General features: G+C 58.3%; 26 protein-coding genes. 7 read left to right on the top strand and 19 right to left on the bottom strand.

All coding sequences use genetic code 11. From position 1 onward, the window contains the following. Positions 1-329: 329 nt before the first annotated feature. Entirely contained in the window at positions 330-1,025 is a 696-nt protein-coding gene (locus G5182_RS07575; RefSeq protein ID WP_421254309.1) for an HAD family hydrolase, read from the bottom strand. Then, on the bottom strand, positions 1,025-1,741 hold the full coding sequence (gene ubiG / locus G5182_RS07570) for a bifunctional 2-polyprenyl-6-hydroxyphenol methylase/3-demethylubiquinol 3-O-methyltransferase UbiG (RefSeq protein ID WP_005352120.1): 717 nt from the start codon (positions 1,739-1,741) through the stop codon (positions 1,025-1,027). The genes G5182_RS07575 and ubiG overlap by 1 nt, the downstream gene beginning before the upstream one ends. A gap of 198 nt (positions 1,742-1,939) precedes the next feature. Here ubiG and gyrA point away from each other — a divergent pair, with 198 nt between their 5' ends. After that, positions 1,940-4,687, top strand: coding sequence for a DNA topoisomerase (ATP-hydrolyzing) subunit A (gyrA, locus tag G5182_RS07565; RefSeq protein WP_216962815.1), 2,748 nt, complete (start codon positions 1,940-1,942; stop codon positions 4,685-4,687). Positions 4,688-4,794: 107 nt separating this feature from the next. On the opposite strand, the gene G5182_RS07560 is transcribed toward gyrA, so the two are convergent. Then, on the bottom strand, positions 4,795-6,192 hold the full coding sequence (locus G5182_RS07560; RefSeq protein WP_421209059.1) for an alpha-amylase family protein: 1,398 nt from the start codon (positions 6,190-6,192) through the stop codon (positions 4,795-4,797). A gap of 262 nt (positions 6,193-6,454) precedes the next feature. On the opposite strand from G5182_RS07560, the gene G5182_RS07555 reads away from it, so the two are divergent. Continuing rightward, positions 6,455-6,610: a hypothetical protein gene (locus tag G5182_RS07555; RefSeq protein ID WP_005345370.1), complete on the top strand. Its 156-nt coding sequence runs from the start codon at positions 6,455-6,457 to the stop codon at positions 6,608-6,610. Positions 6,611-6,789: 179 nt separating this feature from the next. On the opposite strand, the gene G5182_RS07550 is transcribed toward G5182_RS07555, so the two are convergent. Continuing rightward, the gene (locus tag G5182_RS07550) at positions 6,790-7,845 is read right to left on the bottom strand and encodes a PA0069 family radical SAM protein (RefSeq protein ID WP_005336693.1); all 1,056 of its coding nucleotides are present in this window, start codon (positions 7,843-7,845) and stop codon (positions 6,790-6,792) included. Between the two features lie 173 nt (positions 7,846-8,018). Here G5182_RS07550 and G5182_RS07545 point away from each other — a divergent pair, with 173 nt between their 5' ends. From G5182_RS07545 to rplT, 5 genes are all read left to right on the top strand, one after another. Then, a complete protein-coding gene (locus tag G5182_RS07545) occupies positions 8,019-8,606 on the top strand; it encodes a tetratricopeptide repeat protein (protein ID WP_421254308.1) in 588 nt (195 codons plus the stop codon). A 233-nt stretch (positions 8,607-8,839) separates the two neighbouring features. Then, the gene (gene thrS / locus G5182_RS07540) at positions 8,840-10,768 is read left to right on the top strand and encodes a threonine--tRNA ligase (protein WP_005336690.1); all 1,929 of its coding nucleotides are present in this window, start codon (positions 8,840-8,842) and stop codon (positions 10,766-10,768) included. Between the two features lie 21 nt (positions 10,769-10,789). Beyond that, positions 10,790-11,320, top strand: a complete 531-nt coding sequence (gene infC, locus G5182_RS07535; protein ID WP_234923365.1) for a translation initiation factor IF-3 — start codon at positions 10,790-10,792, stop codon at positions 11,318-11,320. 86 nt (positions 11,321-11,406) lie between these two features. Further along, a complete protein-coding gene (gene rpmI / locus G5182_RS07530) occupies positions 11,407-11,604 on the top strand; it encodes a 50S ribosomal protein L35 (RefSeq protein WP_005300673.1) in 198 nt (65 codons plus the stop codon). Between the two features lie 15 nt (positions 11,605-11,619). After that, positions 11,620-11,976 carry a 50S ribosomal protein L20 gene (gene rplT, locus G5182_RS07525; RefSeq protein WP_005300683.1) on the top strand — a complete coding sequence of 119 codons (357 nt, stop codon included), beginning with the start codon at positions 11,620-11,622 and terminating at the stop codon, positions 11,974-11,976. Positions 11,977-12,101: 125 nt separating this feature from the next. On the opposite strand, the gene G5182_RS07520 is transcribed toward rplT, so the two are convergent. The 15 genes from G5182_RS07520 to G5182_RS07450 form a co-directional block, all read right to left on the bottom strand. Next, on the bottom strand, positions 12,102-13,262 hold the full coding sequence (locus G5182_RS07520; protein ID WP_421254307.1) for a phage late control D family protein: 1,161 nt from the start codon (positions 13,260-13,262) through the stop codon (positions 12,102-12,104). Continuing rightward, positions 13,262-13,753 carry a phage tail protein gene (locus G5182_RS07515; protein WP_216963400.1) on the bottom strand — a complete coding sequence of 164 codons (492 nt, stop codon included), beginning with the start codon at positions 13,751-13,753 and terminating at the stop codon, positions 13,262-13,264. Before G5182_RS07515 ends, G5182_RS07520 begins: the two co-directional genes overlap by 1 nt. A gap of 12 nt (positions 13,754-13,765) precedes the next feature. Beyond that, entirely contained in the window at positions 13,766-16,201 is a 2,436-nt protein-coding gene (locus G5182_RS07510; RefSeq protein WP_421254306.1) for a phage tail tape measure protein, read from the bottom strand. Then, positions 16,198-16,329, bottom strand: coding sequence for a GpE family phage tail protein (locus G5182_RS07505; RefSeq protein WP_041202707.1), 132 nt, complete (start codon positions 16,327-16,329; stop codon positions 16,198-16,200). Before G5182_RS07505 ends, G5182_RS07510 begins: the two co-directional genes overlap by 4 nt. An 8-nt stretch (positions 16,330-16,337) precedes the next feature. Beyond that, positions 16,338-16,622 (bottom strand): phage tail assembly protein, encoded by a 285-nt coding sequence (locus G5182_RS07500; protein WP_019445430.1) that lies wholly within the window; start codon positions 16,620-16,622, stop codon positions 16,338-16,340. Between the two features lie 77 nt (positions 16,623-16,699). Next, the gene (locus G5182_RS07495) at positions 16,700-17,218 is read right to left on the bottom strand and encodes a phage major tail tube protein (protein WP_421254305.1); all 519 of its coding nucleotides are present in this window, start codon (positions 17,216-17,218) and stop codon (positions 16,700-16,702) included. Between the two features lie 9 nt (positions 17,219-17,227). Beyond that, complete coding sequence (locus G5182_RS07490) at positions 17,228-18,406, bottom strand: phage tail sheath protein (protein ID WP_421254304.1); 1,179 nt, start codon at positions 18,404-18,406, stop codon at positions 17,228-17,230. Between the two features lie 194 nt (positions 18,407-18,600). Then, the gene (locus G5182_RS07485) at positions 18,601-18,957 is read right to left on the bottom strand and encodes a tail fiber assembly protein (protein WP_421254303.1); all 357 of its coding nucleotides are present in this window, start codon (positions 18,955-18,957) and stop codon (positions 18,601-18,603) included. Positions 18,958-18,990: 33 nt separating this feature from the next. Then, on the bottom strand, positions 18,991-20,394 hold the full coding sequence (locus G5182_RS07480; RefSeq protein WP_421254302.1) for a glycine-rich domain-containing protein: 1,404 nt from the start codon (positions 20,392-20,394) through the stop codon (positions 18,991-18,993). A 1-nt stretch (position 20,395) separates the two neighbouring features. Further along, positions 20,396-21,811, bottom strand: coding sequence for a phage tail protein I (locus tag G5182_RS07475; protein WP_421254301.1), 1,416 nt, complete (start codon positions 21,809-21,811; stop codon positions 20,396-20,398). Continuing rightward, complete coding sequence (locus tag G5182_RS07470) at positions 21,811-22,212, bottom strand: hypothetical protein (protein WP_013723883.1); 402 nt, start codon at positions 22,210-22,212, stop codon at positions 21,811-21,813. The genes G5182_RS07475 and G5182_RS07470 overlap by 1 nt, the downstream gene beginning before the upstream one ends. 10 nt (positions 22,213-22,222) lie before the next feature. After that, positions 22,223-23,104, bottom strand: coding sequence for a baseplate assembly protein (locus G5182_RS07465; RefSeq protein ID WP_421254300.1), 882 nt, complete (start codon positions 23,102-23,104; stop codon positions 22,223-22,225). Continuing rightward, a complete protein-coding gene (locus G5182_RS07460; protein ID WP_421254299.1) occupies positions 23,101-23,460 on the bottom strand; it encodes a GPW/gp25 family protein in 360 nt (119 codons plus the stop codon). The genes G5182_RS07465 and G5182_RS07460 overlap by 4 nt, the downstream gene beginning before the upstream one ends. Beyond that, positions 23,457-24,008, bottom strand: a complete 552-nt coding sequence (locus G5182_RS07455) for a phage baseplate assembly protein V (protein WP_421254298.1) — start codon at positions 24,006-24,008, stop codon at positions 23,457-23,459. The genes G5182_RS07460 and G5182_RS07455 overlap by 4 nt, the downstream gene beginning before the upstream one ends. 233 nt (positions 24,009-24,241) lie before the next feature. Continuing rightward, positions 24,242-24,907 carry a hypothetical protein gene (locus G5182_RS07450; RefSeq protein ID WP_421254297.1) on the bottom strand — a complete coding sequence of 222 codons (666 nt, stop codon included), beginning with the start codon at positions 24,905-24,907 and terminating at the stop codon, positions 24,242-24,244. Positions 24,908-25,138: the final 231 nt, after the last annotated feature.

Raw genomic sequence — 25,138 nt, 5'->3', positions numbered from 1 at the left:
AAATAACTTTTTTTGCTTGCGAAACGGGGGGCTTTTTACTAGCAAACGGCGGCTGATTATCCCTTATGCAACAAGGGTCAAAAGCTGTCCAGTTGTCGCAGCCGCGGGCTCAGCGTGGCAAGGGCTTTGCATCAGATGACGGTGGTTTGTGGCCGCTTTGTGACGGTTGTGTGCGTGTCAAATGGGTATCCAATAGACTGTAAGCTGCCTTTATTATCCATGAATAGACGAGTGATGGTGGCGCAGGACGCAGGAGCGTAAAGGAAGAGATGCAAGGGGCGGAGAGTCTCTTCGCCCCGTTATCGCATATCAGCCGGTAAGGCTGTGCGTTACACCTTGGCCGTCAACTCATAGCGCAGCCAGTGGTGCAGGGCTTGCACGGTATCGAATTGCAGGTCGGCGCCCCACTGGGCGGGATCTTCCTCATCATTGAGATACCCCCAACCAGCGACCGCGGTGCGCATGCCAGCATTGCGGCCTGCTTCGATATCCCGCACATGATCCCCCACATAGAGGCAGTGAGCCGCCTCGACCCCCAGCTTCTCGCAGGCAAAGAACATGGGGGCGGGGTCGGGCTTGCGTACCGGCAGGGTATCGGCGCTGACAGTGACGCCGCAGCTGGCAAGCTCTGGCAGGGCTGCCAGCAGTGGCTCGGTGAGAAAGCCCGGCTTGTTGGTGACGATACCCCAAGGTAGCTGTTTCTCGTCGAGCCACTCGATAAGATCCACCATTCCCTCATAGGGACGGGTACCGACGCAGAGATTGGCCGCGTAGTAGTCGAGCAGGGCATTGCGCAGGCGCGTGGTCCCCAGCTCTTCAAGCAGTTCGTCGCCGAGGCCTGCTTTCAGCAGCCCGAGCGCTCCGTGGGAGGTGGTCTGACGAATAATATCGTCAGAGAGCGGCGCAAAGCCTTCGTTTATCAGCACGTGGTTGACGGCGGCCCCCAGATCCGGGGCTGTGTCGAGCAGGGTGCCATCCAGATCGAACAGTACACCGCGCAGGGGAAGAGGGCGAGAGGCGCTCATCAACCGTGCTCCGGGCGGACAAACTCCACCATATAGTTGACGTCGACATTTTTGCCGAGCTTGAACTGGTTGGTGAGGGGGGCGTAGTGGACGCCGCTCATGTCCCGCACCAGCAGGCCAGCCGCTTCCCCCATGCGACACAGTTCGGCCGGGGTGATGAATTTTTTGTGATCGTGGGTACCCTTGGGCACCATCTTCATCAGGTATTCGGCCCCGATGATCATCATCAGATAGGATTTGGGGTTGCGGTTGATGGTGGAGACAAACACCCGGCCGCCCGGGCGCACCAGGGTAGCGATGGCGCGCAGCACGGAGGCGGGGTCCGGCACATGCTCCAGCATCTCCATGCAGGTGACCACGTCATACTGGCCCGGCACTTCGGCGGCATGGGCTTCGGCAGTGATCTGGCGGTACTCGAGCTCGACACCCTGCTCCAGGGCGTGCAAGCGGGCGACGCCGAGGGGCTCCTTGCCCATGTCGATGCCGGTGACCTTGGCACCACGGCGGGCCATGCTCTCGGAGAGAATGCCACCGCCACATCCGATATCGAGAATGCGCTTGCCAAACAGACCGCCACTTTTGTCGGTGATCCAGTCAAGGCGTACCGGATTGATTTGATGCAGGGGTTTGAATTCACCTTCCATGTCCCACCAGCGGGAGGCGATGGCTTCAAACTTGGCGATTTCTGTCAGATCGACATTGGCATCACTGTTCATTTTTCGAAGATCCTGTGGCAGGGCGCCCGCTTCTGAGTCATGGGCGCAATCTATTGTCCTGGCGGGCATTATAACGGACGGACTTTGTCACACCAGCCCGATCTGATACCCGATTTGTGGCTTAAGGTATTTGGCTCAGTGTGTTACCATGTCGCGCTGTTTAAGCCAAAGAACAACTAATTAGGGATAAGGCTTTCTATGAGCGATCTGGCCAGAGAGATCACGCCGGTCAACATCGAAGAAGAGCTCAAGAGTTCCTATCTTGATTACGCCATGAGCGTGATCGTAGGACGAGCTCTGCCGGATGTGCGTGATGGCTTGAAACCGGTTCACCGCCGCGTTCTGTTTGCTATGAACGAGTTGGGGAACGACTGGAACAAGCCCTATAAAAAATCGGCCCGTGTGGTCGGTGACGTAATCGGTAAATATCACCCGCACGGCGATAGCGCTGTGTATGACACCATTGTCCGGATGGCGCAGGATTTCTCCATGCGTTACATGCTGGTCGATGGTCAGGGCAACTTCGGTTCGGTCGACGGCGACAGCGCCGCGGCGATGCGTTATACCGAAGTGCGGATGGCCCGCATCTCCCACGAGCTGCTGGCTGATCTGGACAAAGAGACCGTGGACTGGGTGCCGAACTATGACGGCACCGAGATGATCCCGGCGGTCATGCCTACCAAGGTTCCCAACCTGCTGGTCAACGGCTCCTCCGGTATCGCGGTGGGCATGGCGACCAACATTCCGCCTCACAATCTCACCGAGATTGTCAATGGCTGCCTGGCGCTGATCGAAAACGGCGACCTCACCATTGACGAGCTGATGACCTACATCACCGGCCCGGATTTCCCCACCGGCGGCATTATCAACGGTCGTTCCGGCATCGTGCAGGCGTACCGTACCGGTCGTGGCTCCATCTATGTGCGGGCCAAAGCTGAAGTGGAAGTGGACGAGAAGACCAGTCGCGAGACCATCATCGTTCACGAGATCCCCTATCAGGTGAACAAGGCTCGACTGATCGAGAAGATCGCCGAGCTGGTCAAAGAGAAGAAGATAGAGGGCATCAGTGCCCTGCGCGATGAGTCTGACAAAGACGGCATGCGCATCGTTATCGAGATCAAGCGCGGCGAGTCCGGCGAGATTGTGCTGAACAATCTCTACAAGCACACCCAGATGCAGACCACGTTCGGCATCAACATGGTGGCGCTCGATAACAACCAGCCCAAGGTGATGAACCTTAAAGAGATCCTTGATGCGTTCCTGCTGCACCGCCGTGAAGTGGTGACTCGCCGGACCGTGTTCGAACTGCGCAAGGCGCGGGATCGGGCGCACATTTTGGAAGGTCTGGCGGTTGCGCTGGCCAACATTGATCCCATCATCGAGCTGATCCGTCACAGCGCGACCCCGGCCGACGCGAAAGCGGGCTTGGTTGCCAAGGGCTGGGAACTCGGCAACGTGGCCGCCATGCTGGAAAAAGCGGGCGACGACGCGGCACGGCCAGAGTGGCTGGAGCCCGAGTTCGGTATCCGTGAAGGTCAATACTTCCTGACCGAACAACAAGCCCAGGCCATCCTTGACCTGCGTCTGCACAAGCTGACCGGCCTTGAGCACGAGAAGATCCTGGAAGAGTACCAATCTCTGCTGGACCTGATCGCCGAGCTGCTGCACATCCTGGCGAGCCCGGCTCGTCTGATGGAAGTGATCCGCGATGAACTGCTGGCTGTACGCGAGCAGTATGGCGACGAGCGTCGCACCGAGATCAGCATGTCCAGTGCCGAGATCAACATCGAAGATCTGATCACCCCGGAAGACGTGGTGGTCACCCTGTCTCACCAGGGCTATGTGAAGTATCAGCCGCTCTCCGACTACGAGGCCCAGCGCCGCGGTGGTCGTGGCAAGTCGGCCACCCGGATCAAGGAAGAGGACTTTGTGGAGCGTCTGCTGGTGGCCAACACCCACGACACCATTCTGTGCTTCTCCACCCGTGGCAAGGTCTACTGGCTCAAGGTTTACCAGCTGCCGGAAGCATCCCGTGGCGCCCGTGGTCGTCCGATCATCAACCTGCTGCCGCTGGAAGAGGGTGAGCGTATCACCGCTATCCTGCCGGTGAAGGAATATGACGCCGAGAAGTATGTCTTCTTCGCCACCGCCAACGGTACCGTGAAGAAGACCAGCCTCTCTGACTTCAGCCGTCCGCTCTCCTCCGGTATCCGCGCCATCAACCTCAAAGAGGGTGATGAGCTGATCGGGGTGGATATCACCGATGGCAGCAACGAGATCATGCTCTTCTCCGATGCGGGTAAAGTCGTTCGCTTCGCGGAAGGCAGCGGTCGCGCTGATGCCGATGTCAGCGATGACGTTGAAACCGACGACGATGCCGGCAACGACGATGATGGTAGCGACAACGGCGAAGGCACCGAAAGCAAGGGTACCTTCAAGGGTGTGCGTCCGATGGGTCGTACCGCAGCCGGTGTCCGTGGCATCAAGCTGGGCGCCGGTGACAAGGTGGTTTCCCTCATCGTTCCGCGCGGCGAAGGTGCCATCCTCACCGCCACCGAGAACGGTTACGGCAAGCGGACTGCGTTGGCCGAATACCCGACCAAGAGCCGTGGTACCCAAGGCGTTATCTCCATCAAGGTGGATGAGCGCAATGGCAAGGTGATCGATGCGATCCAGGTCGAAGATACCGACCAGATCATGCTGATCACCAACGGCGGTACCCTGGTGCGTACCCGTGTTGCCGAGGTGAGCGTCATTGGCCGTAACACCGGCGGTGTCCGTCTGATCCGTACCGGTGAAGACGAGACCGTGGTTGGCCTGCAGCGTATCGCCGAGAGCGACGAAGACGAGAACGACGCTTTGGCCGTTGACGGTGAGGTATCTGAAGGTACCGATACCGTGACCGGCACTGATGCGGTCGATGCTGGGGAAGCGGGCGACGAGTAATCGTCACCAGTTACCCGAGCAACGTCTCTGATCAAAAAGAGCGACCCAGGTGGTCGCTCTTTTTATTTATTTGCATTTTATGACTCTACGCTGCTCTTACGGCAGGCTCACTCCTGCAGCCACATTCTGGCGCTGCGGGCGGGAATGGCGACCCGTAACCACTGGCTCTGCACATTGACCACGGCACCTTGGTCGAGCACGTCACGATAGTTGCGATACCAGTTCATCTCGAACTTGGCGGTATCGAGCCAATACTCCTGCTCATAGTCGCACTTGTTTATGCCGACCAGCCCCTGTTTGCCCCGTTTGAACAGCACGAAGCAGTCACCGCTGCCGATCAGCTGCATGGGTTGACCCTGCACCGTATTGTGGAAGCGGATCATCTCCTTGAGATCGGCGCGCTGGTAGTAATCCTGCCAGCGCAGTCCATCCTTGGCCTGGGTTTCGCCGTGATCCGAATAGACCAGTGGCGAGCCACCATCGCGGCCGAGCAGGTAGGCATAGGCCAGCTTCTCGTCAGTCTGGCTCAGGATCTGATAGCGGAAGCCGTCGTTGGTGGGGATGTCGTGGGTCACGGCAAAGGTGACGGCACGACTGCCCGGTAGCGCCTGACCATAGGCGCCCGGATCCGCCAGCAGGTTCATGCTGCCACCGTAACTGAAGGCACCGCGCAGGGAGGCAAACAGCGGAAAGTCATAGGCTCCCTGGCCGCTGCTGTCGAGGTAGGGTTTGAGGAAGCGCTCGTAATCGGTGCTGCCTGCGCCCCCTGTGGTGATCACCTCGCCAAAGACATGCATCCCCTGTTTGATCTCGGGGGTGAACACGGCATTGATCTGGTAATCGCTCATGTGTTTGACCGCATCGACCCGAAAACCCTTGATCCCCATCCCCTTAAGCGCCTTGAGATAGGCCTGTTGCTGGCTCACTACCCAGTTGTTGGGATCCAGATCCGGCAGCCCCTTGTCACCGGCACCACCACAGAGTCGCCAATACTGGACATGACCCGGATCGCTCCAGTCGCTAATGCACCCTTCGGGATGAAAATCCTGACCGGAGAGGAAGTTTTGCCCGAGATCGCCAAACAGTTTCTGGCGCTCGAAATAGGCCGGGTTGCTGGCGTAGCTTTGCAGCAGCTCGTTGCCGGGATAGTTGAGATCGCTGCGTTTCCAGCTTTCGTTGGCCATGTGGTTGAGCACCACATCGGCATAGACGGCGATACCTCGCGCCTTCATGGCGGCGATCAGCTGCTCGAGATCCTGCTTGTTGCCAAGAGGGGAGTCGACAAGACGCAGATCCTGCGGCTGGTAACGAGCCCACCACTCGTTGCCTGATGACTTGAGAGGTGGTGAGATGAGTACCTGTTTGTAACCGGCTGACTTGATAAGATCGGCTTTGGCGGTCACTTCACTGTACTTCCAGTTGAAGGCGTGCAGTATGACGTCGGCGTGCGCCAAGGGGGCGATCAGCATGCCTGCGATCGCCCATATTCCCGCTGTGTGTTTCATTATTGTGTCCCTGTTTTTATAGATGCCTGAATGGGCAACTCAGCTTTGGCGGGAACAGAGTGAGCTGCAATCAACAACCTGCAGATTTGTGACCGCTTTCAGTATGATTTCGCCGAATATGTGAACTGTTTCGGCTTTTCCTCGCCACCGCCAGTTGCCTTTTTACAAGTGATTTTTTTGTCATTTCCCTGTCATTCCCAGCCGCTATCCTGCCAGGCGAGTGGTGCGTTGTTGCAATCACCTTCACCGTCAGGAGCTGCATATGACCAGTTGGATCACGTGGGAAATTTGGTGGAGCCGGGTATGGGGCGAGTCAGAGGTGCCGCTGTATGAAGAGGATGAGCACGAAGTGGCTCATGAACCCTCGCGACTACCGGTTGAAATGGTGCAGCAGGGTCGGGATCAGCGCGCAGGCTAAGGCGCTAACACAGCCTTTACCGGATTGCGCGATCTTGTGGCGACATGGCTACTTCGTTGGCCAATTTGGAAAATTAGGAAAGCGGGTTTTCCACAGGATGTATCGCGGCATATCTTCCTCTCGACCTCTTGGCAGGCAAGGGCTCTGTGCCTGATGCGTGAAGGGCGTGAGCAGGGGGATTAGAAGAGCGACAGCTGCTCCCCGGGGCGGATAAACCCATCCAGCCTGAGCTGAATATGGCGTTTGCCCAGATCAAGTCGTTTGCTGATAAGGCGAAAGCGCTGGGCCAGCAGATCGGCAAAGTGCCCCTCACCGCGCATGCGGGTACCGAAGGCGGTACTGTTGAGCCCGCCACCGCGGCTGGCTCGCAACTGATTCAAAATAGCCTCCTTCTGGCCCGGATAGTGGGTATCGAGCCAGTCACCAAATAGCGGCGCCAGCTCGTGGGGCAGGCGCAGCAGAATGTAATCGGCGCAGCTGGCGCCAGCCTCGGCAGCCGATTTGATGATCTGCTCCAGCTCCGGTTCATTGAGCCGCGGGATCATGGGGGCGGCCAATACCCCCACCTGTATACCAGCGTTGGCCAGCTTTTCGATCACTTTCAAGCGGCCGGTGCCCGTGCTGGCGCGGGGCTCCAGCTGTCGCCGCAGGGTTTCGTTCAAGGTCGTCACCGATACCATCACCTGACACAGTCCCTCTCTGGCCAGCTCGGTCAACAGATCGAGGTCGCGCAAGATCATGGCGCTCTTGGTAATGAGTCCGACCGGATGGCGGTGGGCCAGCATCACTTCCAGCAACTGCCGGGTGAGGCGATAGCGCTGCTCGATGGGTTGATAGGGGTCGGTATTGGCGCCAATGAAGATGGTCTGTGGCTGATAGGCCGGTTTGGCAAACTCCCGACGCAGCAGATCGGCTGCATTGCGTTTAGCAAACAGCTTGCTCTCGAAATCAAGACCAGGGGAGAGTTCCAGATAAGCGTGACTGGGTCTGGCATAGCAGTAGATGCAGCCGTGTTCGCACCCCTGATAGGGGTTGATGGAGCGACCAAAGGGGACATCCGGCGAGCTGTTGTAGCTGATGATACTGCGTGCATCGATCTCCCGCACCTCGGTGCCAGGCACAGAAGAAGTGAAGGCGGCATCCCAATCGGACGATTGCCAGCCGTCATCGACCGCTTCGACAAGGGGGCCGCTAAAACGGTGATCGATATTGTTGGGGCTGCCTCGTCCTGCCATGGTGTGCACCGACACTGTTTATACATACAGTTATTTTGCAGGTACCCCGGATAAATGACAACAACTGCTGGTCGACCGGGTGCAAAAAGGGTTTTCGTGGGGATCTCTAGCTTGATCGCGGCGCTACATTTCGTTTACATAGACAAAATGAGAACTGGATCACGGAAATCATCATGAGACCCACCACTTCCCGCTGGCTGTTTATCGGTCTGCTTGCGCTGGTTATCTGGCGTCTGCTTCCGCTCTCCACCGAGCAGGAGATGGCTGCCGCCAACCGTGCCTGGCGTACCGGTCACTTCGATGAGGCGACCCGGATCTGGTCGCCACTGGCCGATCAAGGCCAACCTCGGGCGCAAGCCCTGATGGGCTGGAGTCATGAGGTGGGGCAGGGGAGCGAGCAGGATATCCATCAGGCCATCAGCCTCTATCGCCAGTCGGCGCAGGCAGGGGATCCCTTCGGCCAATATCGGCTGGCAGAGCTCTATCTGCGCGGTGTTGGGGTCAAGCGAGATCTGCGCCAAGCCTTTCACTGGATGGAGCAGGCTGCCCGCAATGGTGATGTCCCGGCCATGCTGAAAGTCGGTGTGCTTCATCTGATGGGGGTCAGCGGCAGGGTCGATCTGGCTCAGGCGAAACAGTGGCTCTATCAGGCGGCACAAAAGGGCAACAAGCTGGCGCTTCAGGTGCTGCAAGAGCTGGCGCTGGCAGAGGAGGGGAGCAGTGACTTTGACTTCAACTGGCAATCCCTGCTTGGCGAATAGTCGGTAGGCGACTCATTTGACTGTAGAAAATATCTGCAAATCCGATACAGCACGCCCGACTTCTGGTAGCATGGGGGCCGTTTTGGCTTGGTTTGTCATGTTAAACATGCTGTTTGCGTGTCAGGCCGTCTTCGCAAAGTGCTGTGGAGAACCAGAACATCACCTTTTTGAATCTCTTTTCCATCCCGCATGTGACCTTTGGTAGGGGTCACCACTGTATAAGGAAACACATAATGCCAATCATTACTCTGCCTGACGGCAGCCAACGTCAATTTGCCCACTCTGTTTCCGTCATGGATGTGGCTGCGGACATCGGTCCCGGTCTCGCCAAGGCGTGCATTGCCGGTCGGGTAAACGGTGAACTGGTGGATGCATGCGAGCTGATCGAAGCCGATGCTGCGCTGGCCATCATCACCGCCAAAGACGAAGAAGGTCTGGACATCCTGCGCCACTCCTGCGCTCACTTGCTGGGTCATGCTATCAAGCAACTCTGGCCCCAGACCAAGATGGCCATCGGTCCTGTCATCGACAACGGCTTCTACTATGACGTTGATCTTGACCGTACCCTGACCGATGAAGATCTGGCTGCCCTGGAAGAGCGCATGCTGGCGCTGGTAGCCAAGGATTACGACGTCATCAAGAAGAAAGTCTCCTGGCAAGAAGCGCGCGATGTATTCGAGGCGCGCGGCGAGTCTTACAAAGTCGAAATCCTGGATCAGAACATTGCCCGTGATGACCAGCCAGGTCTCTATCATCACGAAGAGTACATCGACATGTGTCGCGGCCCGCACGTGCCCAACATGCGTCACTGCCACCACTTCAAGTTGCTGAAGATGTCCGGCGCCTACTGGCGTGGCGACTCCAACAACAAGATGCTGCAGCGTATCTACGGTACTGCCTGGGCTGACAAGAAGCAGCTCAAGGCTTATCTGCAGCGTCTGGAAGAGGCCGCCAAGCGCGACCACCGCAAGATCGGCAAGCAGCTCGACCTGTATCACATGCAGGAAGAAGCACCCGGTATGGTGTTCTGGCACAACGATGGCTGGACCATCTTCCGTGAGCTGGAAACCTTTATCCGCGGCAAGCTCAAAGAGTACGACTATCAGGAAGTGAAAGGTCCGTTCATGATGGACCGCGTCCTGTGGGAGCGTTCAGGTCACTGGGAGAAGTATGCCCAGGCCATGTTCACCACCCAGTCCGAAAACCGCGAGTACGCCATCAAGCCGATGAACTGCCCGGGTCACGTCCAGATCTTCAACCAGGGTCTGAAGTCCTACCGCGATCTGCCGCTGCGGATGGCCGAGTTTGGTTCCTGCCACCGCAACGAGCCGTCCGGTTCCCTGCACGGTCTGATGCGGGTGCGCGGTTTCACTCAGGATGACGCTCACATCTTCTGTACCGAAGAGCAGATCATGGAAGAGGTCTCCGGCTGTATTCGTATGGTCTATGACGTCTACGGTACCTTTGGCTTCGAGAACATCGTGGTCAAGCTCTCCACTCGTCCCGAGCAGCGTATCGGCTCTGACGAGATGTGGGATCGCGCCGAGAAAGCGCTGGCCGAAGCGCTGGAGCTCAACGGTCTGAAGTACGATTTGCAGCCGGGTGAAGGGGCGTTCTACGGTCCAAAAATTGAATTTACCCTGCACGATTGCCTTGATCGTGCGTGGCAATGTGGTACCGTGCAGCTCGACTTTGCCCTGCCTGGTCGTCTGGGTGCCACTTATGTGGGCGAAAACAACGATCGTCATGTACCTGTGATGATCCACCGGGCCATCTTGGGTTCTATCGAGCGCTTCATCGGTATTCTGACTGAAGAGTACGCCGGTCTGTTCCCGACCTGGTTGGCTCCGACTCAGGCTGTGGTCATGAATATCACGGACAATCAGGCCGATTATGCGGTGAAAGTAGCCAAAGCATTGAATGATGCGGGCCTTCGCGCAAAAGCGGACTTGAGAAATGAGAAGATTGGCTTTAAAATCCGCGAGCATACTTTGAAGCGAGTACCTTTCATGCTGGTCTGCGGCGATAAAGAAGTTGAAGCCGGTAAGATTGCAGTACGGACTCGTAAAGGGGCTGACCTGGGCACTTATCCTGTTGAAGAGTTCATCGCTCTGCTGACCCAGGAAGTTCAGACCCGCGGACAAAAGAAAGTGGAGGAATAAGCTATAAAAGGCGGAAAAAAACTGGGCAAGCAACCGCAAGCCCGCGCTCACCGGATCAATGAAGAGATCCGTCTGAAAGAAGTTCGTTTGGCTGGTCTGGATGGCGAAGCTCTTGGCATCGTATCTATCCAGGAAGCACTGAACTTGGCCGCAGAGGCCGAAGTGGATCTGGTCGAGATCAGTCCGAACGCCGAGCCGCCCGTTTGCCGGATCATGGATTACGGCAAATTCCTCTACGAAAAGAGCAAAACCACCAAAGAACAGAAGAAAAAGCAGAAAGTCGTCCAGGTCAAGGAGATCAAATTCCGTCCTGGCACTGACGAAGGCGACTATCAGGTAAAACTACGCAACCTGGTTCGCTTTCTGGAAGACGGGGACAAGGCTAAGGTCACCCTGCGCTTCCGTGGTCGTGAAATGGCACACCAGGATCTTGGTATCAAGGTTCTTGAGCGCGTCAAGAACGATCTGGAAGAGTTAGCCGTAGTCGAATCGTTCCCGAAAGTCGAAGGCCGTCAAGCTGTGATGGTCCTCGCACCTAAGAAGAAATCTTAAGGCCCACAAGAAATTGACTCATGGGGCTCGCTCCATGAGTCGGTTCGCCTTGCGATTTTGTTGTCACTCACAATGCGGAGTATGAAATGCCGAAGATGAAAACCAACCGGGGCGCCGCAAAGCGCTTCAAGAAGACTGGCTCAGGTCGCTTCAAGTGCAAGCACAACCACCTGCGTCACATCCTGACCAAGAAGAGCAGTAAGCGTAAGCGTCAGCTGGGACCGAAGTTCTTTGTTTCCGCTGCCGACCACAAACGTGTTGTCGCTTGTCTGCCGTACGCATAAGGGGGGATGTGAAAAATGCCAAGAGTTAAACGTGGTGTGACTGCTCGTGCTCGTCACAAGAAAGTAATGAAAGCCGCCAAGGGTTACTACGGCGCCCGTTCCCGTGTTTACCGCGTAGCGGTACAAGCGGTAACCAAAGCTGGTCAGTATGCCTACCGTGACCGTCGCCAGAAAAAGCGTCAATTCCGTCAGCTGTGGATTGCGCGTATCAACGCTGCTGCCCGTCAGAACGGTCTGTCCTACAGCCGTCTGATCAACGGTCTGAAGAAGGCTTCTATCGAGATCGATCGCAAGATCCTGTCCGATATCGCCGTTCACGACAAGCTGGCTTTCACCGCCCTGGTTGAAAAAGCTAAAGCAGCTCTGGTCTAATTCCAGCACTGTTATAAAAAATAAAGGAGGCTTAGGCCTCCTTTTTTGTATCTGTAACTCTTTGTTTTACATAAGTTTTTCCTTTCTTATGTCCACATTATGTCCACGCTTTTTTATCTATGTGGTCACTCAGGCAGTTCTTCCAGTTTCACTTCGAGTTGCAAGCGGTTGGTGTAGCCCTGATCGGTGAGGTCGTGGATGACCTGGGTGAGTAGCCAGTCTGCTTCGTCGATTTGCGGTTTGAAGCCCCTGACCGTGGTGGGTTGCTCCGGGTAAAGTTCGGGGCGGCCTTTGGCCAGGGTGATCTGAAACTCGGCCACGCCGCGGTGCAGCTTTTCCCACTCTGCCCGGGCGGCCCGCATGGCGTTGCTCTGGCTGGCGTAAACGTGGCGCAGCTCCTTGACGTTCTCACTGTCACCAACCAGCAGCTCGTTTTCCTTCTTGTTGACCACCACTCCAGGCGGTAATGGCCGTTCCTCTTTCGGTTTGGTCTTCCGTTTGCGCTTCACCTCTATTTTCTTCTTCTCGGCGGCCTTGTTGTCTTGCCAGTAGGCGATGACACCGGTGTAGGCGTCGCGGTCTGCCACCGAGAACTGGTGCTGATCGCCGTCCTGGCGGGTGATGGTGACAGCCGGCAGTGGCTTACCGCTGGCGGTGGTGCCGTTGCCCGCCTTGATGAACATCAGGCGGCCAGATTTGACGGTGGCGATGGCATCTTGCTCGGTGGCCAAGCGGGTGAGAAAGGCCAGATCGCTCTCGTTGGTCTGGTCGATGTGGTCGATCACCATCCCCTTGAAGGCGTCGCCAACGCTCGGTGTCAGGCCATAGCGGGCGGCCAGCTGCTCAACGATGGCGCCGATGGTCTCGAAGTGCCAGCTGCGCTCGCGTAGTTTGTTCATGCCCCCGCGCAGGTCTGCCGACTTGCCCCTGATGGTGAGCACATCCGGCGCGCCGCCATGCTCCACCTCGTCAATTTTGAAGGTGCCTTTATCGACCAGGGGGCCGCCTTGCCAGCCAATGCTGGCTTGAAGGGTGGCCCCACGGCGTGGCATGGCCAGTTTGCCGTCGCTGTCATCGAGGGCGATCTCGATGGTATCGGCCGAAAAGCCCCGGTTATCGGTGATGGTCATGTGCATCAAGCGTGGGCGCAGAGTGCCCGAGACATCGCTGCCATCGACCCGCACCTGATAGGCGGGCGCCGGATGTTGTTGGCTCAGGGCATCCAGCTGGCTTGTGATGCCAAGGTTTTCAGTCAAGCGGGTACCGAACAGGTCGAATGCTCCCATCAGAGCAGCCCCCCGAGTTTGCCGCCCACCGTGTTCAGCAGCTTGCCAACGCCCAAGCGACCGAGCAGGTTGCCCGCAGTGCGCCCGAGCAAGGTATTGCCGAGGGAGCTGTCGTTGTCATCGACCCGCTTGAGCTTGATGCTGAACTCGATTTTTCTGGCGCTGCCATCCTGGAAGAACTCGCTGCGGGTGGTGCTGATCCCCTCTATCACGAACGAGCCGCGCATCACGCCATCCCCTTGGATTAAGGGGAAGGCTTGGCCGCTGTCACCCATGCTATTGAGCATATCGAGGGAGACAGGGCCGCCGGTGAGCTCTGGATAGAGCACCCCACTTAAGTTACTGAGCTCGTCATCTGGCCCGAGGTACTGGTATGAGGGGCGGGCGCCGACCCGGTTATTGCCCGGGTGGCGCCATGATTTTTCGTCTTGTTGAGATTGCGGGGCCACGGTCGAGCGCATAAACACGAACCAGCCCAGAGTCATCATCATGGTGGTTGCTCCTTAATTACGGTCGGTCAGGGAGGCGCGGCCACTGGCAGCTGCCTGCCGTTCGCGTCGGTCCAGTTCGCGGCGCACCTCTTGCGCCACATCGGTGGCTGATTGTCCCGGCTGCTGGGTGATACTGATCGGGGCGTGGATCTGGGTGGTGCTGTTGCCTCGGGCCACCGGCCGCACCGGGGTGACGATGCGCGGGCCGTATCCCGAACCGCCCGCCATGGCCGGGGTGTTGTAGTTGCCGGTGAGGTAGCCGGACGGATTGACGTTGGCGGTGACCGAGCCGCCCCCCTTCATCCAATCCGGCAGCAGGTCGGTGAGGGCTTTGATCTTGTTCTTCAAACTCTCCCACTTGGCACTGATGCCGCCAATCAGGCCATCGATGATGGCCTTACCCTTGTTGGCGGCGCCCGCAGGCAGGGTATCGAAGAAGGTCCAGATCTCGTTCCAGTGCATGATCAGCATGCCGATGGGGGTCCATGAGAAGAGCTCTTTCAGGAGTTCCCAGAAGGCGAGAGCAGAGGCCTTGCACTGGGCCCATAGGTCGCTGAACCACTTGGTGACCCCATCCCAATTTTTGTAGAGCAGGTAGGCCCCGGCCGCGATTGCCACAATCCCCATGATGAACCAGCCGATCGGGGTGGTAAGCATGGCAATGCCGAGCCTGACCATGCCCATGGTCAGCGCCTTGATGAAGGTCAGCAGCGGGCCGCCATAGACCAGCAGGGTGGAAAGCCCCATTTTGATGGCAGCCAGTGGCCCCAGCAGACCGGCCACAATCAGCAGCAGCGATCCGCCAGCAGCAGCCGTTACGGCGGTGACCGCCGCGATACGGGTCAGGGTCGAGGTCAGCTCTGGGTTGGCCCGCATCCAGTCGCCAGTGACCTGGATGATCTCGGTGACGCGCTGGATAATGCCGCGCAGTGGGCCGTTCTCGGTCTCCATCATCTGGATCCCTACGTCATCCCAGGCGGAGGTGAGGTTGTCCAGGTCGCCGATGGCGTTATCGGCCATCACCTTGGCGACCTTGCCCGCTTCCCCCTGGGTTTGCTTCAAGGTGGCGATTAGCTCCTGCAGCTTGCCGGAACCGGCCTGCTCGGTCAGCACGGTCAGGGCGGCAAATGCCTCTTCGCCAGCGATGGCCTTGAAGTAGCCCGAGCGGGTGGCGTCCCCCATCTTGCTGGTTTTCTTGTAGAGCTCGTCCAGGATATCGGGCAGCGAGCGCAGGTTGCCCGCCGCATCGGCGGTCTTGACGTTGAGGGCGGCTAATGCATCGTTCGCCGCCTTGGGCGGGGAGGCCAAACGGCCGAGAATGGCACGGATGGCTGTCCCGCCCATGCTGCCCTGAATCCCTGCATCCCCCAGCTTGCCCGCCATGGCGGAGGCGGTTTCAAGGTCGACCCCGAGCCCTGCCGCTACCGGCCCCACGTATTTCATGGTTTCACCCAGCATCTGCAAGTCGACGTTGGCGCGGGTGAAGGTGCCGACCATCACATCCCCCAAGCGGGTCATCTGGTTGGCCGGCAGCTTGAAGCCAGTCAGGATGTTGGATCCGATATCGGCAGCAGCGGCAATCTCGACGCCGCCCGCCTTGGCGATATCGAGCACCCCGGGCATGGCGTCACGGATTGCCTTGGGGGTGAAACCGGCCATGGCCAGAAAGCCCTGACCCTGCGCCGCTTCGCCCGCCGTGAAGGCGGTATTGGCGCCGAGCTCCCGTGCCTGAGCCCGCAGGGCGGCCAGTTCGCTGCTCTCTTTGCTCAGCCGGGTGATCGCCTGCACCTTGGACATATCGACATCAAAGCCCATCGCCTTGCCCGCGATATTGGTGCCCTTGTAGATGGCGGCGGCCCCGGTGGCCATCCCTGCAGCGCCATAGCCTGCCAGCGTGCCGCGCATGGACATGGTTTTGTCGTAGTTGGCTTTGATCTGGTTAAGGCGCTTTTGCTGGTCGGCCAGTTGCCCCAGCTTGGCCCGCTGCTGGTCGAGCTGGCTGGTGGCGGCAGCCAGATCGCTCTTGAGCTGGCGCTGGTGCTGGCCCAGCTGTTTGGTGTTGATGCCTGCCTCGCCCATGGCCCGTTTCAGGCTGCCATGACGGGCGACCATTTCCCGCTCTTGTTGGGAGAGGTCGCGCACCTTCTGCTTGGCTTGCTCCATGGCGCGGGTCATGGCCTTGGTCGGTTGCTCGACCTTGGCGAACTGCTGCACCATCTGTTGGGCATCGCGCTGGGCTTGGGTCAGCTGGGCGCGGGTTGCACCGATTTGCTGGCCGAGGGTGCGATAGCCATCAATCTGGCCGCTCTGGGCTTCCAGCTCCTTGATGCGCTTTTTCGTGTCGACCAGGTCTTTGGCGGTGATGCGGCTCTGGCCGCTGGCTGCCTTGAGGGGGGCGGTGAGCTTGTCGATCCCGTTAAGCAGGATTTGCAGTTTGAGAGGGTTCATTGTTGTTCTGCCCCGTTGATGCGGTTGTGAGTCTCAACGAGGCGTTGGTGCCAGCCCATCAGCTCGCTGATCTCCATGACCGCCATTTCGGACGGCGGCCAGTGGGCGATGATGGCCAGATCGGCCATCACCTCGTCTACGCAATGAGGTAGGCCATTCTCTTCGGTACCAAAAAAGCGCTTACCTCGCTGCCCAGTTGCATCAGGTCAGCCGGATCCATATTGCCGATCTCGGCTTCGGTCAACATGGGGGTGGTGATGCGGGGCAGCAGTTTGGTGAGGGCGTTGACGTCCATCTGCACCACATCGGTCATATTGAGGCCGCGCATTTCACCCGCCTTGGGCTTACGCAGCTGGATCTCGGTGAGGGTGGTGTCGCCGCGCTGGATGGCTTGGTCGAGGGTAACGGTTTTGTTTTCCATGGTGTCGGTTCCTGGTGATGTGGTGAGGGCGGCACTTATTGGTTGGATAAGGACCGCCCATTGGATGAGAGAAGGGGTTAGAGGCCGATGGCTTTGCGGTGCTCGGCCATGCGGTCGACGCCATCGGGGCCGATCTCAATCATGTTGATGAGGTCGATTTCATGGATCACCTGACCGTTGATGGTCTCCTTGTAGTAGGTGTTGACCATGCCGACCTTGGCCTGGGAGTTGTCACCGGCCTTGAGGGTGCCGCGGTCGAGCTCTTTGAAGCGGCCACGGCAGATGATCTCGACGGGTACCACTTCGGCGGTGTCGTCGTCCTGTACCGAGCCGGCAAAGCGCACCATGGTGCCGTCGGCCTTGGGTTCCCCCATGCAGCGCAGCAGGGGCTCGCCATAGCCGCCGAAGGTGAACGAGACATCGAGGGCGTTGTCATCGAATCCCATGTCGATGTTGACGGCGCCGCCCATGCCGCCGCCGCGATAGGCTTCAAACTTGCGGGTCAATTTGGCCGGGGTGAAATCTTCCGCTTCACCCACCCAGTTCTCGCCGTTGAGAAAGACGTTCAGGCGTTTGAGTTTGCGTGGCAGTGCCATGGGTGCTCCTTATGCTGCGGCCGCGACGCGGGCGCCGAAGTCGATGAGGTAGGAATCGGTGATGCGCTGGATGAAACCGAGGTCTTCAAGCGGCGGCACCGGGGTGTAGTTGTAATCAATGCGCAGCTTGCCCGCCTTGAGGGTGTCCTTGTCGTTGAGCTCCTCGTTGTACCAGCAGTCAAACCCGAGCAGATAACCGCCGTTCACTAGCTCGCGCCCCTTGGCCTTGATCCCCTCGACTATGTCTTTGACCAGGGATGGGTGCAGCGGCTTGTCGTTGGCCCACATGTGCGCCTCGGCCATGGTGTCAGCCAGGATCTGGGCGGTGCGGGTGTAGTTCTCGAAGGCGAACAGGGGATCATCTGAGCAGGTGCGGTTGCCCCAGTAGCGAAAGCCGTCAGAGCGGATCAGTGCGGTGACCTCGTTGGCGTTGAGCAGGCCGACCTCGGTGTCGGGGTCTTGCAGATCCCAGAACAGGTTTTTGGTGATGCCATCGACCCCGGTCACGCCGACGTTCGACAGGGTCTTGTGCCAGCCAATCTCTTTGTCGATCAGTGCCCGCATGGCGGCAGCCTTGAGGCAGGCATCGAGCTTGATGCTGGCATTGGCGGCAACGTCCCACGCCGTCCAGTCGGCATGCACCAGCATCAGCTCACGGCTGGAGACGTTTTCACGGTAGGCCAGCGCTGCTTCGACGGTCTCGGCGATGGTCGGTACATAAGCAAAGGCGCGCAGTTTCTTGGCCATGCCCGCCAGCGCAGTGGACACCGGCAGGGTGCAGTTGTCCGGCACGCAGAGGATGCGCGGCTTGACGCCGGTGGCCGGGGTGGCCCGTTCCAGCGCCTTGAGGCCGGTATAGCTACCATCGGGCTTGATGGTGCCGATGATGTTGCTGGTGAGGGCCGCCGCGTCAGCCCCCTTGGCTACGCGCACGGCGATAACGATAGTGTTGACGGTGTCATAGATGGTTTGCAGCGATCGCTTGAGGTTCCCCTCGCTGCCCGCCTTGGCGATGGCTGCCGGCAGGTTGGCGATCAGCACAGGCTTGTCGAGGGGGAAGTAGGTGGCGTCGGCGTCTTCGCTGGTGCAGACCATGCCGATCACCGCCGTGGCGACGGTGCGGATGGTACGGGTACCCTCGGTCGCTTCAACGACACGCACGCCGTGGTGGAATTGGTCCAGTGCCATAGGTTCTCCTGTTGTCCGGACGGAGCATTCTTTGCGTAGGTAATGCAGGTGATGTGAACAGGGTCAGGATGCAGGGGCTGGGGATGGCAGGCGAGCGGCGGCCAGTGTATCTGGCGTGGATACACTGGATGGGCGGTGACAACGGGGTAACGGACGGCAGTAACGAAACACCCCGCACAAGGCGGGGTGTTTCGTTAGATGATTTTGTCCGGTTCGGTTGGCCACTGCGGCGACTCTGGCCAGCCGGCTTGCTCCGACACCAGCGTCAGCTCGTAGCGGTAACGCTGCCAGTCGGCCAGCAACTGGGTGTGCTCTGGCTTGGCATAACCGCCATCGACTGCGGGCTGAAGGGTGGCAATGGTCTGATTTGCCAACGTGAGGCAGTCTGACAGGCGCGTTTGCGCGCTATCTTCAGGAGAGACTTCCGTTGCTGAGGGTGGTGTGATGTTGTTACCTGAGACGACCCATCCAGGCATCACATCATCGCTGCATGCCATCCAGTCAAGCGCTTCATAATAGCGGCCAGTGGGGTCAACCTCGGTGGTTTCCATGACGACATTCTTTTCGATTCGTGCCCACATAATTTACCACTCCACAATGACTATACCGTTTAATCCATCTTGGCCAGCAGCGCCCTGATTACCTGTTACCGTGGCGCCACCATTTCCCCCTCTACCCAATGAGGCGAGGGCTGTTCCACCTTGTCCTTGGCCCACAGACCCCCCTGCTGCGGAAGGCGCGGAAGCAATCCCGGCTGAACCATGGCCACCATAACCATCAATATCGCCGCCGGAACCTAACCCGCCGCCGCCTCCTGCACCACACATTGAAGAGGTGGACCCACCCACAGCGGAGTTGCCCGGGCTACCGCCGGTGGCACTGCAAAACGTGCCAAATGAACTGGTTTGCCCGGGGGAGGCGGCAACCGTCCCATTTTGTGCCCCTTTACCCCCTGTTCCGATCGTGATGGGAATACTGTCTCCCGGCGATACGTTGACCAACTTTTTGGCATATCCCCCTGCGCCACCCCCGCCACCACTGGCGTTGTAATTGGTCGATGAGCTGGCTCCACCACCACCGCCGCCAGCACCGACCACAGTGACCAGGACTTTATACACGCCGGTTGGAACCACCCAGTGGGTTACACCCACCTGTTTGAAGGTTGCGATCTGTTTTTGAATGCCCACCTTTGCCAGTTTCAAGACTGTGACGAATTTGGTGTCATCGGTACCGGCGTTCACCTCTGCCTGGGTGGCGATCTGTGCCTTACCTTTCACGGCTTCACTGGCGGTGGCGATGGTCACTGCACCGGTCATGCCATCCACCGATTGCACCGAGTCTGTCGGGGTGAGCAGTTCTTGCCAGTTGTCTAGGGTGGCGGCGCCCGATACCCGCAGGATGAAGCTCTTGTTAAGGTCGGTTCGCACGGCGATATCCCCGACTTCGGCAGTCAGGGCCAGCATGGCGGCCTGGGTGTTGACGACAAAGGTGTCGGTGATGGCCGTGGCCGGGATCTGATTGACGGGGACTTTGCCACTGCCATCGAGCGTCGCCACCCCATTGGCTGCGCCTTTTTGCGCGCTGGGGACGGCATCGGTGATGCCATAGCCCGCCAGGGTGGTGGGGTTGCTGCCGGCGGTGATGTTGCCCTTGGCATCGACGGTGACCGAGCGATAGGTACCCGGCACCACTCCTGAGTTTTTATAGGTGGCGGTGATGGTGATGTTGCCGCTGCCATCAAATGCCGCCTGACCGGTCACATCGCCCGCCAGGGCGATATTGCGGGCGGTGCTGAGCTTGTTGGCCTTGCCCGCCGCCGTGTTGCCCCCTTCGATATCATCGACGTGTTTTTTCAGGTAGGCGGTACGGTTGGCCAGCGCTTGTGCTTGCTTGTTGGAGATGCCGCCCGGGCCGCCCAGCACCGGATCACCGGTTTCGAGTTGGTAGATGCCAGCCTCCCAGCTGACGACCTCTTGTAAATTCGCCATATCACGAGGCTCCGTGGTTGTAGTTGCCGTTGTAGGTTGCGCCGCCGTTGTAGGTAACGGGCGCCCGGGTGTAATCGAGTGCAGAGAGGTGGCAGCGGGCTGGGGCCATCTCTGCCAACAGGCGCTTGATGCGGTTGGCCTGTTCGGTGGTGACCGGGCGGGTCAAGATGACCCGATACACTGCCCAGCGGGTCGGGTCGCCGTGGGGTTCGTTGCCGTTGTAGCTGAGGGTGCCATCATAGCGGCGGCCGGTGGCGCGCTCGATGATGGTGCTGTCACCAAAGCCCAGCACGTTCAGCGCCTCCTTGATGGCCCATGGGGTGCCCTTGCGCTGATGCAACCGGAACGAGGCTTTGACCAGCGCCCGCTGCTGGTCTTCCGATTCCGCCAACTCCCACCAGTCCACCGAGCGGGCCCATGCCAGCCAGGGCAGCAACGGCGCCGGGCAGGTGTCGGCAAAGCGGGTAGAGGTAATGACTTCTGGTGTCAGGTTGCAGGCCAGCGCGGCGGCGGTCAGGTGCTCCAGCCGGGTTGCAGAGGGGGGCAGCAGATCCCGGGTTGCGGGAGTTGCCAGCGGCATGCGATGCACCTTGTGCGACCCCATGCCACCGGCATCGACCCCTTGGGTCGCCAAGCGAGTAATGGTGGTGAACGGGCCTACCAATGGGGGCTCAAGTCCATCCTGCGCCAGGGTGATGGTCAGGGCTGGCTGGGTTGCTGCTGGCAGGGCTGGTGCTATCGGATAGATGATCTGGGCGTACTTGGCGATCGGTGTGCCCATGGCGCCGGTAAAGGCGGTTGCCGCCTGCGCCAGCTTGGTTTTCAGCAATGGCGCACCATGCTGACCGTCAGCCAGATCACCGATGGTCTGTCGCACCCTGGCCTTGTGGCTGCCGATGACGCAGAGATCGAACCCTGCAGGAGCCAGCCGTTGCTGAATGGTCGGCGCCTTGATGGCATCAGGGGGGAATCCGCCGGTACCGAGCCGGGTTCTGACTCCCGCCGTGCCGACAATTCCCGCATCAAGCCCGGCAAGGGTTATCTGTGTTGACATGTCAGCCGCCCCCATGGCGAGCAGATCGCCCATTGTTGCAACCGTGGCCCGGATGGTCGTTGCTGGAGCGCCCTGTGCGCCATCGCTGATAGCGATGGCTTTGGTGCGGCTGGTCAGCTTGTTGGCCCCGGCGGCAAACTGGCTGATCCCGGTTGGCTTGGCGCGCTGAATGAGTGATGCCATCCCGGCCTGGCCTGCTTCTATCCCTGCCACTGTCAGGCCAACTCTGACCCCGGCAATGGCCTCTGGCGCTGGATCATCCGGGCCTTGCACCGTGCCCCGATAGAGAGCTGCCCCGTCATGTGACAGGGTGCCGTCGTGATAGGTGAGTGACCCGCGCCAGACGGGATAGAGTGTTGCCATCAGAGCTTGAAGATCTTATTGGGGCCGTTATCCCAGGCGATGATGATGTCGCCGCCGTTGGTGCTGACCGGCAGGCCCGCCGCCGTATCAAACAGGGCGATCAGCGGGCTGGTCGCGGCGTTGCCGGTGTCTTTGTAGATGGCGCAGTAGTTGACGTTGGCGGTTGGCACGGCGGTGAAGGTGACATCGGCCGCATCGAGCACGCCAGCAGCCACGGTTTTGCTGGTGAGGGTCTGCGGGGTACCGACCACATGGGCCGAGATCCCGCTGTAGAACTCATCGCTGGCGAGGGTCGGTGAATAGGTGCTTTTGAGCAGGGCACACTTGAGGGTGTCGGCACTGGCATTGATGGCGCCGGTGAGAAACTTTTCGCGGCCTTTGTCATAGAGGGCGTTTGCCATGGTGGTGTCCTTAGTCGAGGGTGATGGAGGTGAGTTTGGCGGCCTGCTGTGCGCTGCAGGTGACGTCGGTCAGCGGCGCGCGCAGGGTGACGCTGTCGATCCCCGGCTGGTGCAGGGCGGCATAGATGGCGGAAAGCGGAACTGTGGCCCCGACACGGTAGTAAGCGGCGGCCGTTTTGGCCATGGCCTCTTTCGCGGCGGCAATGGCCTGCTCTTTACCCAGGCCGATGGCGTTGAGGGTGGCATCAACGGCAAAGGGTTTGATCTGGGCCGGTTCGACTGCCACCAGATCGCAGAGCGGGCGCACGTCTTCGGCAGATAGTGCCTGCTCGACCAGATTGAGGGTGTCGGCGCTCGGCTGGCCTGCCGGTGAGAGGATGGTCACTCTGACAGTACCCGGGGTGGGGCTATCGACGGCGACATCGGCCACCTCGGCACTGGCCGAGAGGGCGTGAAACTTGTAGGCATTGACCGGGCCCGCCGTGGCCATGCCCTCATAGGCCATTTGGCAGCGCATGCGCAGGCGGTCATCAGATTCATACACCGGATCTATGGGCGGGGTTGCTGATGGATTGCCTGGGGTGACCAGCAGGCGTTCGAGTTCGTACTCACCGGCTACATGGTCCAGGGTGGTGCCACTGGCAAAGGCGAGCAGGGTCTGCTTGGCGGCATCGTTAATGCGGGCCCGCAGGATCAATTCGTTGTAGGCGTTCTCCTGCAGCAGCTTGTTGAGCGGCTCTGATTCGAGTTCCAGCGTGGCAGCGATAGCCGCCTGCTGGTCTGCCGGGTAGTAGCTGATCAGGGTTGCCTTGCGCTTGGCCAGGATGGCCTCGAAGTCGAGGGTTTCCTCGACTTCCGGTGGTGGGAGCTGGGTCAGGTCTACATTGCTCACTGGGCGGCTCCTGTCGGAATGGGGATGGTTGCAGACTCCAGCACGCCGCCATCTTTGCGCCGCCAGGTGAGCTCGATGGTGAGGGCACCATTCATGCCGCCGCCCAGTACATCGACGCGGGTGACGGTGATGCGCGGTTCCCAGTTGATAAGGGCTTGCACAGTGGCGGCCATCAGGCGCAGGCGGGTGGCTTGATGCTGGGGCATGTCGATGAGGTAAAAGAGCTCGCTACCGTAGTCACGGCGCATCACCCGCGAACCCACCGGGGTGATAAGGATGTCGCGCACCGACTGGATAATGTGGTCGGTGGCGCTGATGGCGCGGCCATTGGCGGCATTCATGCCGAGCCAGTTCATACCGGGCCCCCTGATTTGCCGTCACCCGGCTGCACTTTTTCATGGCCGTGTTCTGTCACCTCGATGTCCCCCACCTTGGCGGTGTCGCAGATGAGGCGCTTGGCCTGCAGCAGGTTGGTGCAGATGGTCTTGGGGGTATCGAGAGTGACGCTGACACTGGCGGTGATAGTGGCTTGCTTGATGCCGGTGGCGTTGAGTGCACCGGTTGTTGGGTTGTATTCGATGATGGCGCCATCGGCGTATTCGGTGCGGTCGAGATCCGGGTTGTCATCCTCGGCCAGCGGCTCGGGGAATTTGTCTGCATTGAGGCGGCCGACGATATAGGCATTGCGCAGATCACCGCTGACCGATAGCAAAATAACCTGCTCGCCCAGGCTCAGGCGATGGCGGGTACGGTTAGCCCCGGCCCTGTCCGTGGTGTAGGGCCGCCAGTTGGTGGTGATGTCGCCGGTTTTGACGCGACACTCTCCGGAGCGCACGGCGGTGACGGTGCCAATGCGGATCAGGTTGTCGATCAGGCGTTTGAGTTCGGTTGGGGTCGGTTGCATGAGGCCATTGTTTTGGGCAATGACCGGGAAGGCGAGGGGCGGCCAGTGTATCTACGGTGGATACACTGGCTGTGATGATTACTGCTTTTTGGCTAGTTCGGTTAGCCTCACGCTTTTAATTCTTGGGATTGTACCCGATCTCAATTACATCAGCGTATTAGGTGCGGTTGAGATCTGGGTCGCCACTGTAGGTAATGCGTATTAAGTGGCAAATAATCAAACATCATATCCATTTAGTTTGTTGATTCAGTTCTAATTTTATTTGATAAATCATCAAAGATATTTTTAATTTTCTCATCCATGTAATCGTAAAATGCATCTTGCTTTTCGAACAGTTTCTCAACTTGTAAATCACTAAACATTGACATGTTTGTGGTTCGTCGTTGTAACTGTATGAAAACATGGGCTTTATTTCCAAGCTCTATTGCAACATCCTTGATTTCATCGCTTAGTTTTTTTGGTATCCATATTTGTTTTACATCAAAAGTATCAATGAAGTCGTCTACTGCTTTATGAAGTTCCTCAGCTTTTTCTTCATGGAGGCCATTGCTAATCGCTTTTGCACATTTTTTTATGACAACAAGCTTTGAAAATACAAGCTCAATTGCTTCTAGCGAACGAACGTTGAAGTCTGTTTGTTTTATTTGATATGCAATATTCTCTTTTTCAAAGTCCGTTCTTATCTTTGTTAAGTCCTCAGTCAATTTTCTTTGTTGTACTAAATGTTCAGAGAAGTTTTTATTTATTGCAGTCAATTCTGCGCTCTTTTTAATTCTACTTCCTAGATATGCACTAACCCCACTAATAAAAGCAATTAAAATATAAAACCCTAAGTCATCGATTTTATTTTCAGAGATTAACTTTGAAATCTCTGTCGTTTGTTCACATAATGAAGGCATAAACTATTTCCGGTTTTAGTGTGACACGTAGATTTTATATCATCAGTATTTATCCTGTTAGTCAACCTATGTTATTCTTTCATAATAAAGTGCTGACATGTCGTTAATAACAGGGCCAACCAAAAACACAATGTAAAATAACCAACGCTTAACTTTTCTGCATTGTATTTCCATAAAGTCAATCTGTATAGATTGCGACTTTTTCATGTATCCCTATGCTAGAACAATCAA

The organism is Aeromonas sp. 600948, from assembly GCF_049174875.1.
Classification (GTDB): domain Bacteria; phylum Pseudomonadota; class Gammaproteobacteria; order Enterobacterales; family Aeromonadaceae; genus Aeromonas; species Aeromonas veronii_A.
This window is presented reverse-complemented; position numbering and strand designations above follow the sequence as displayed.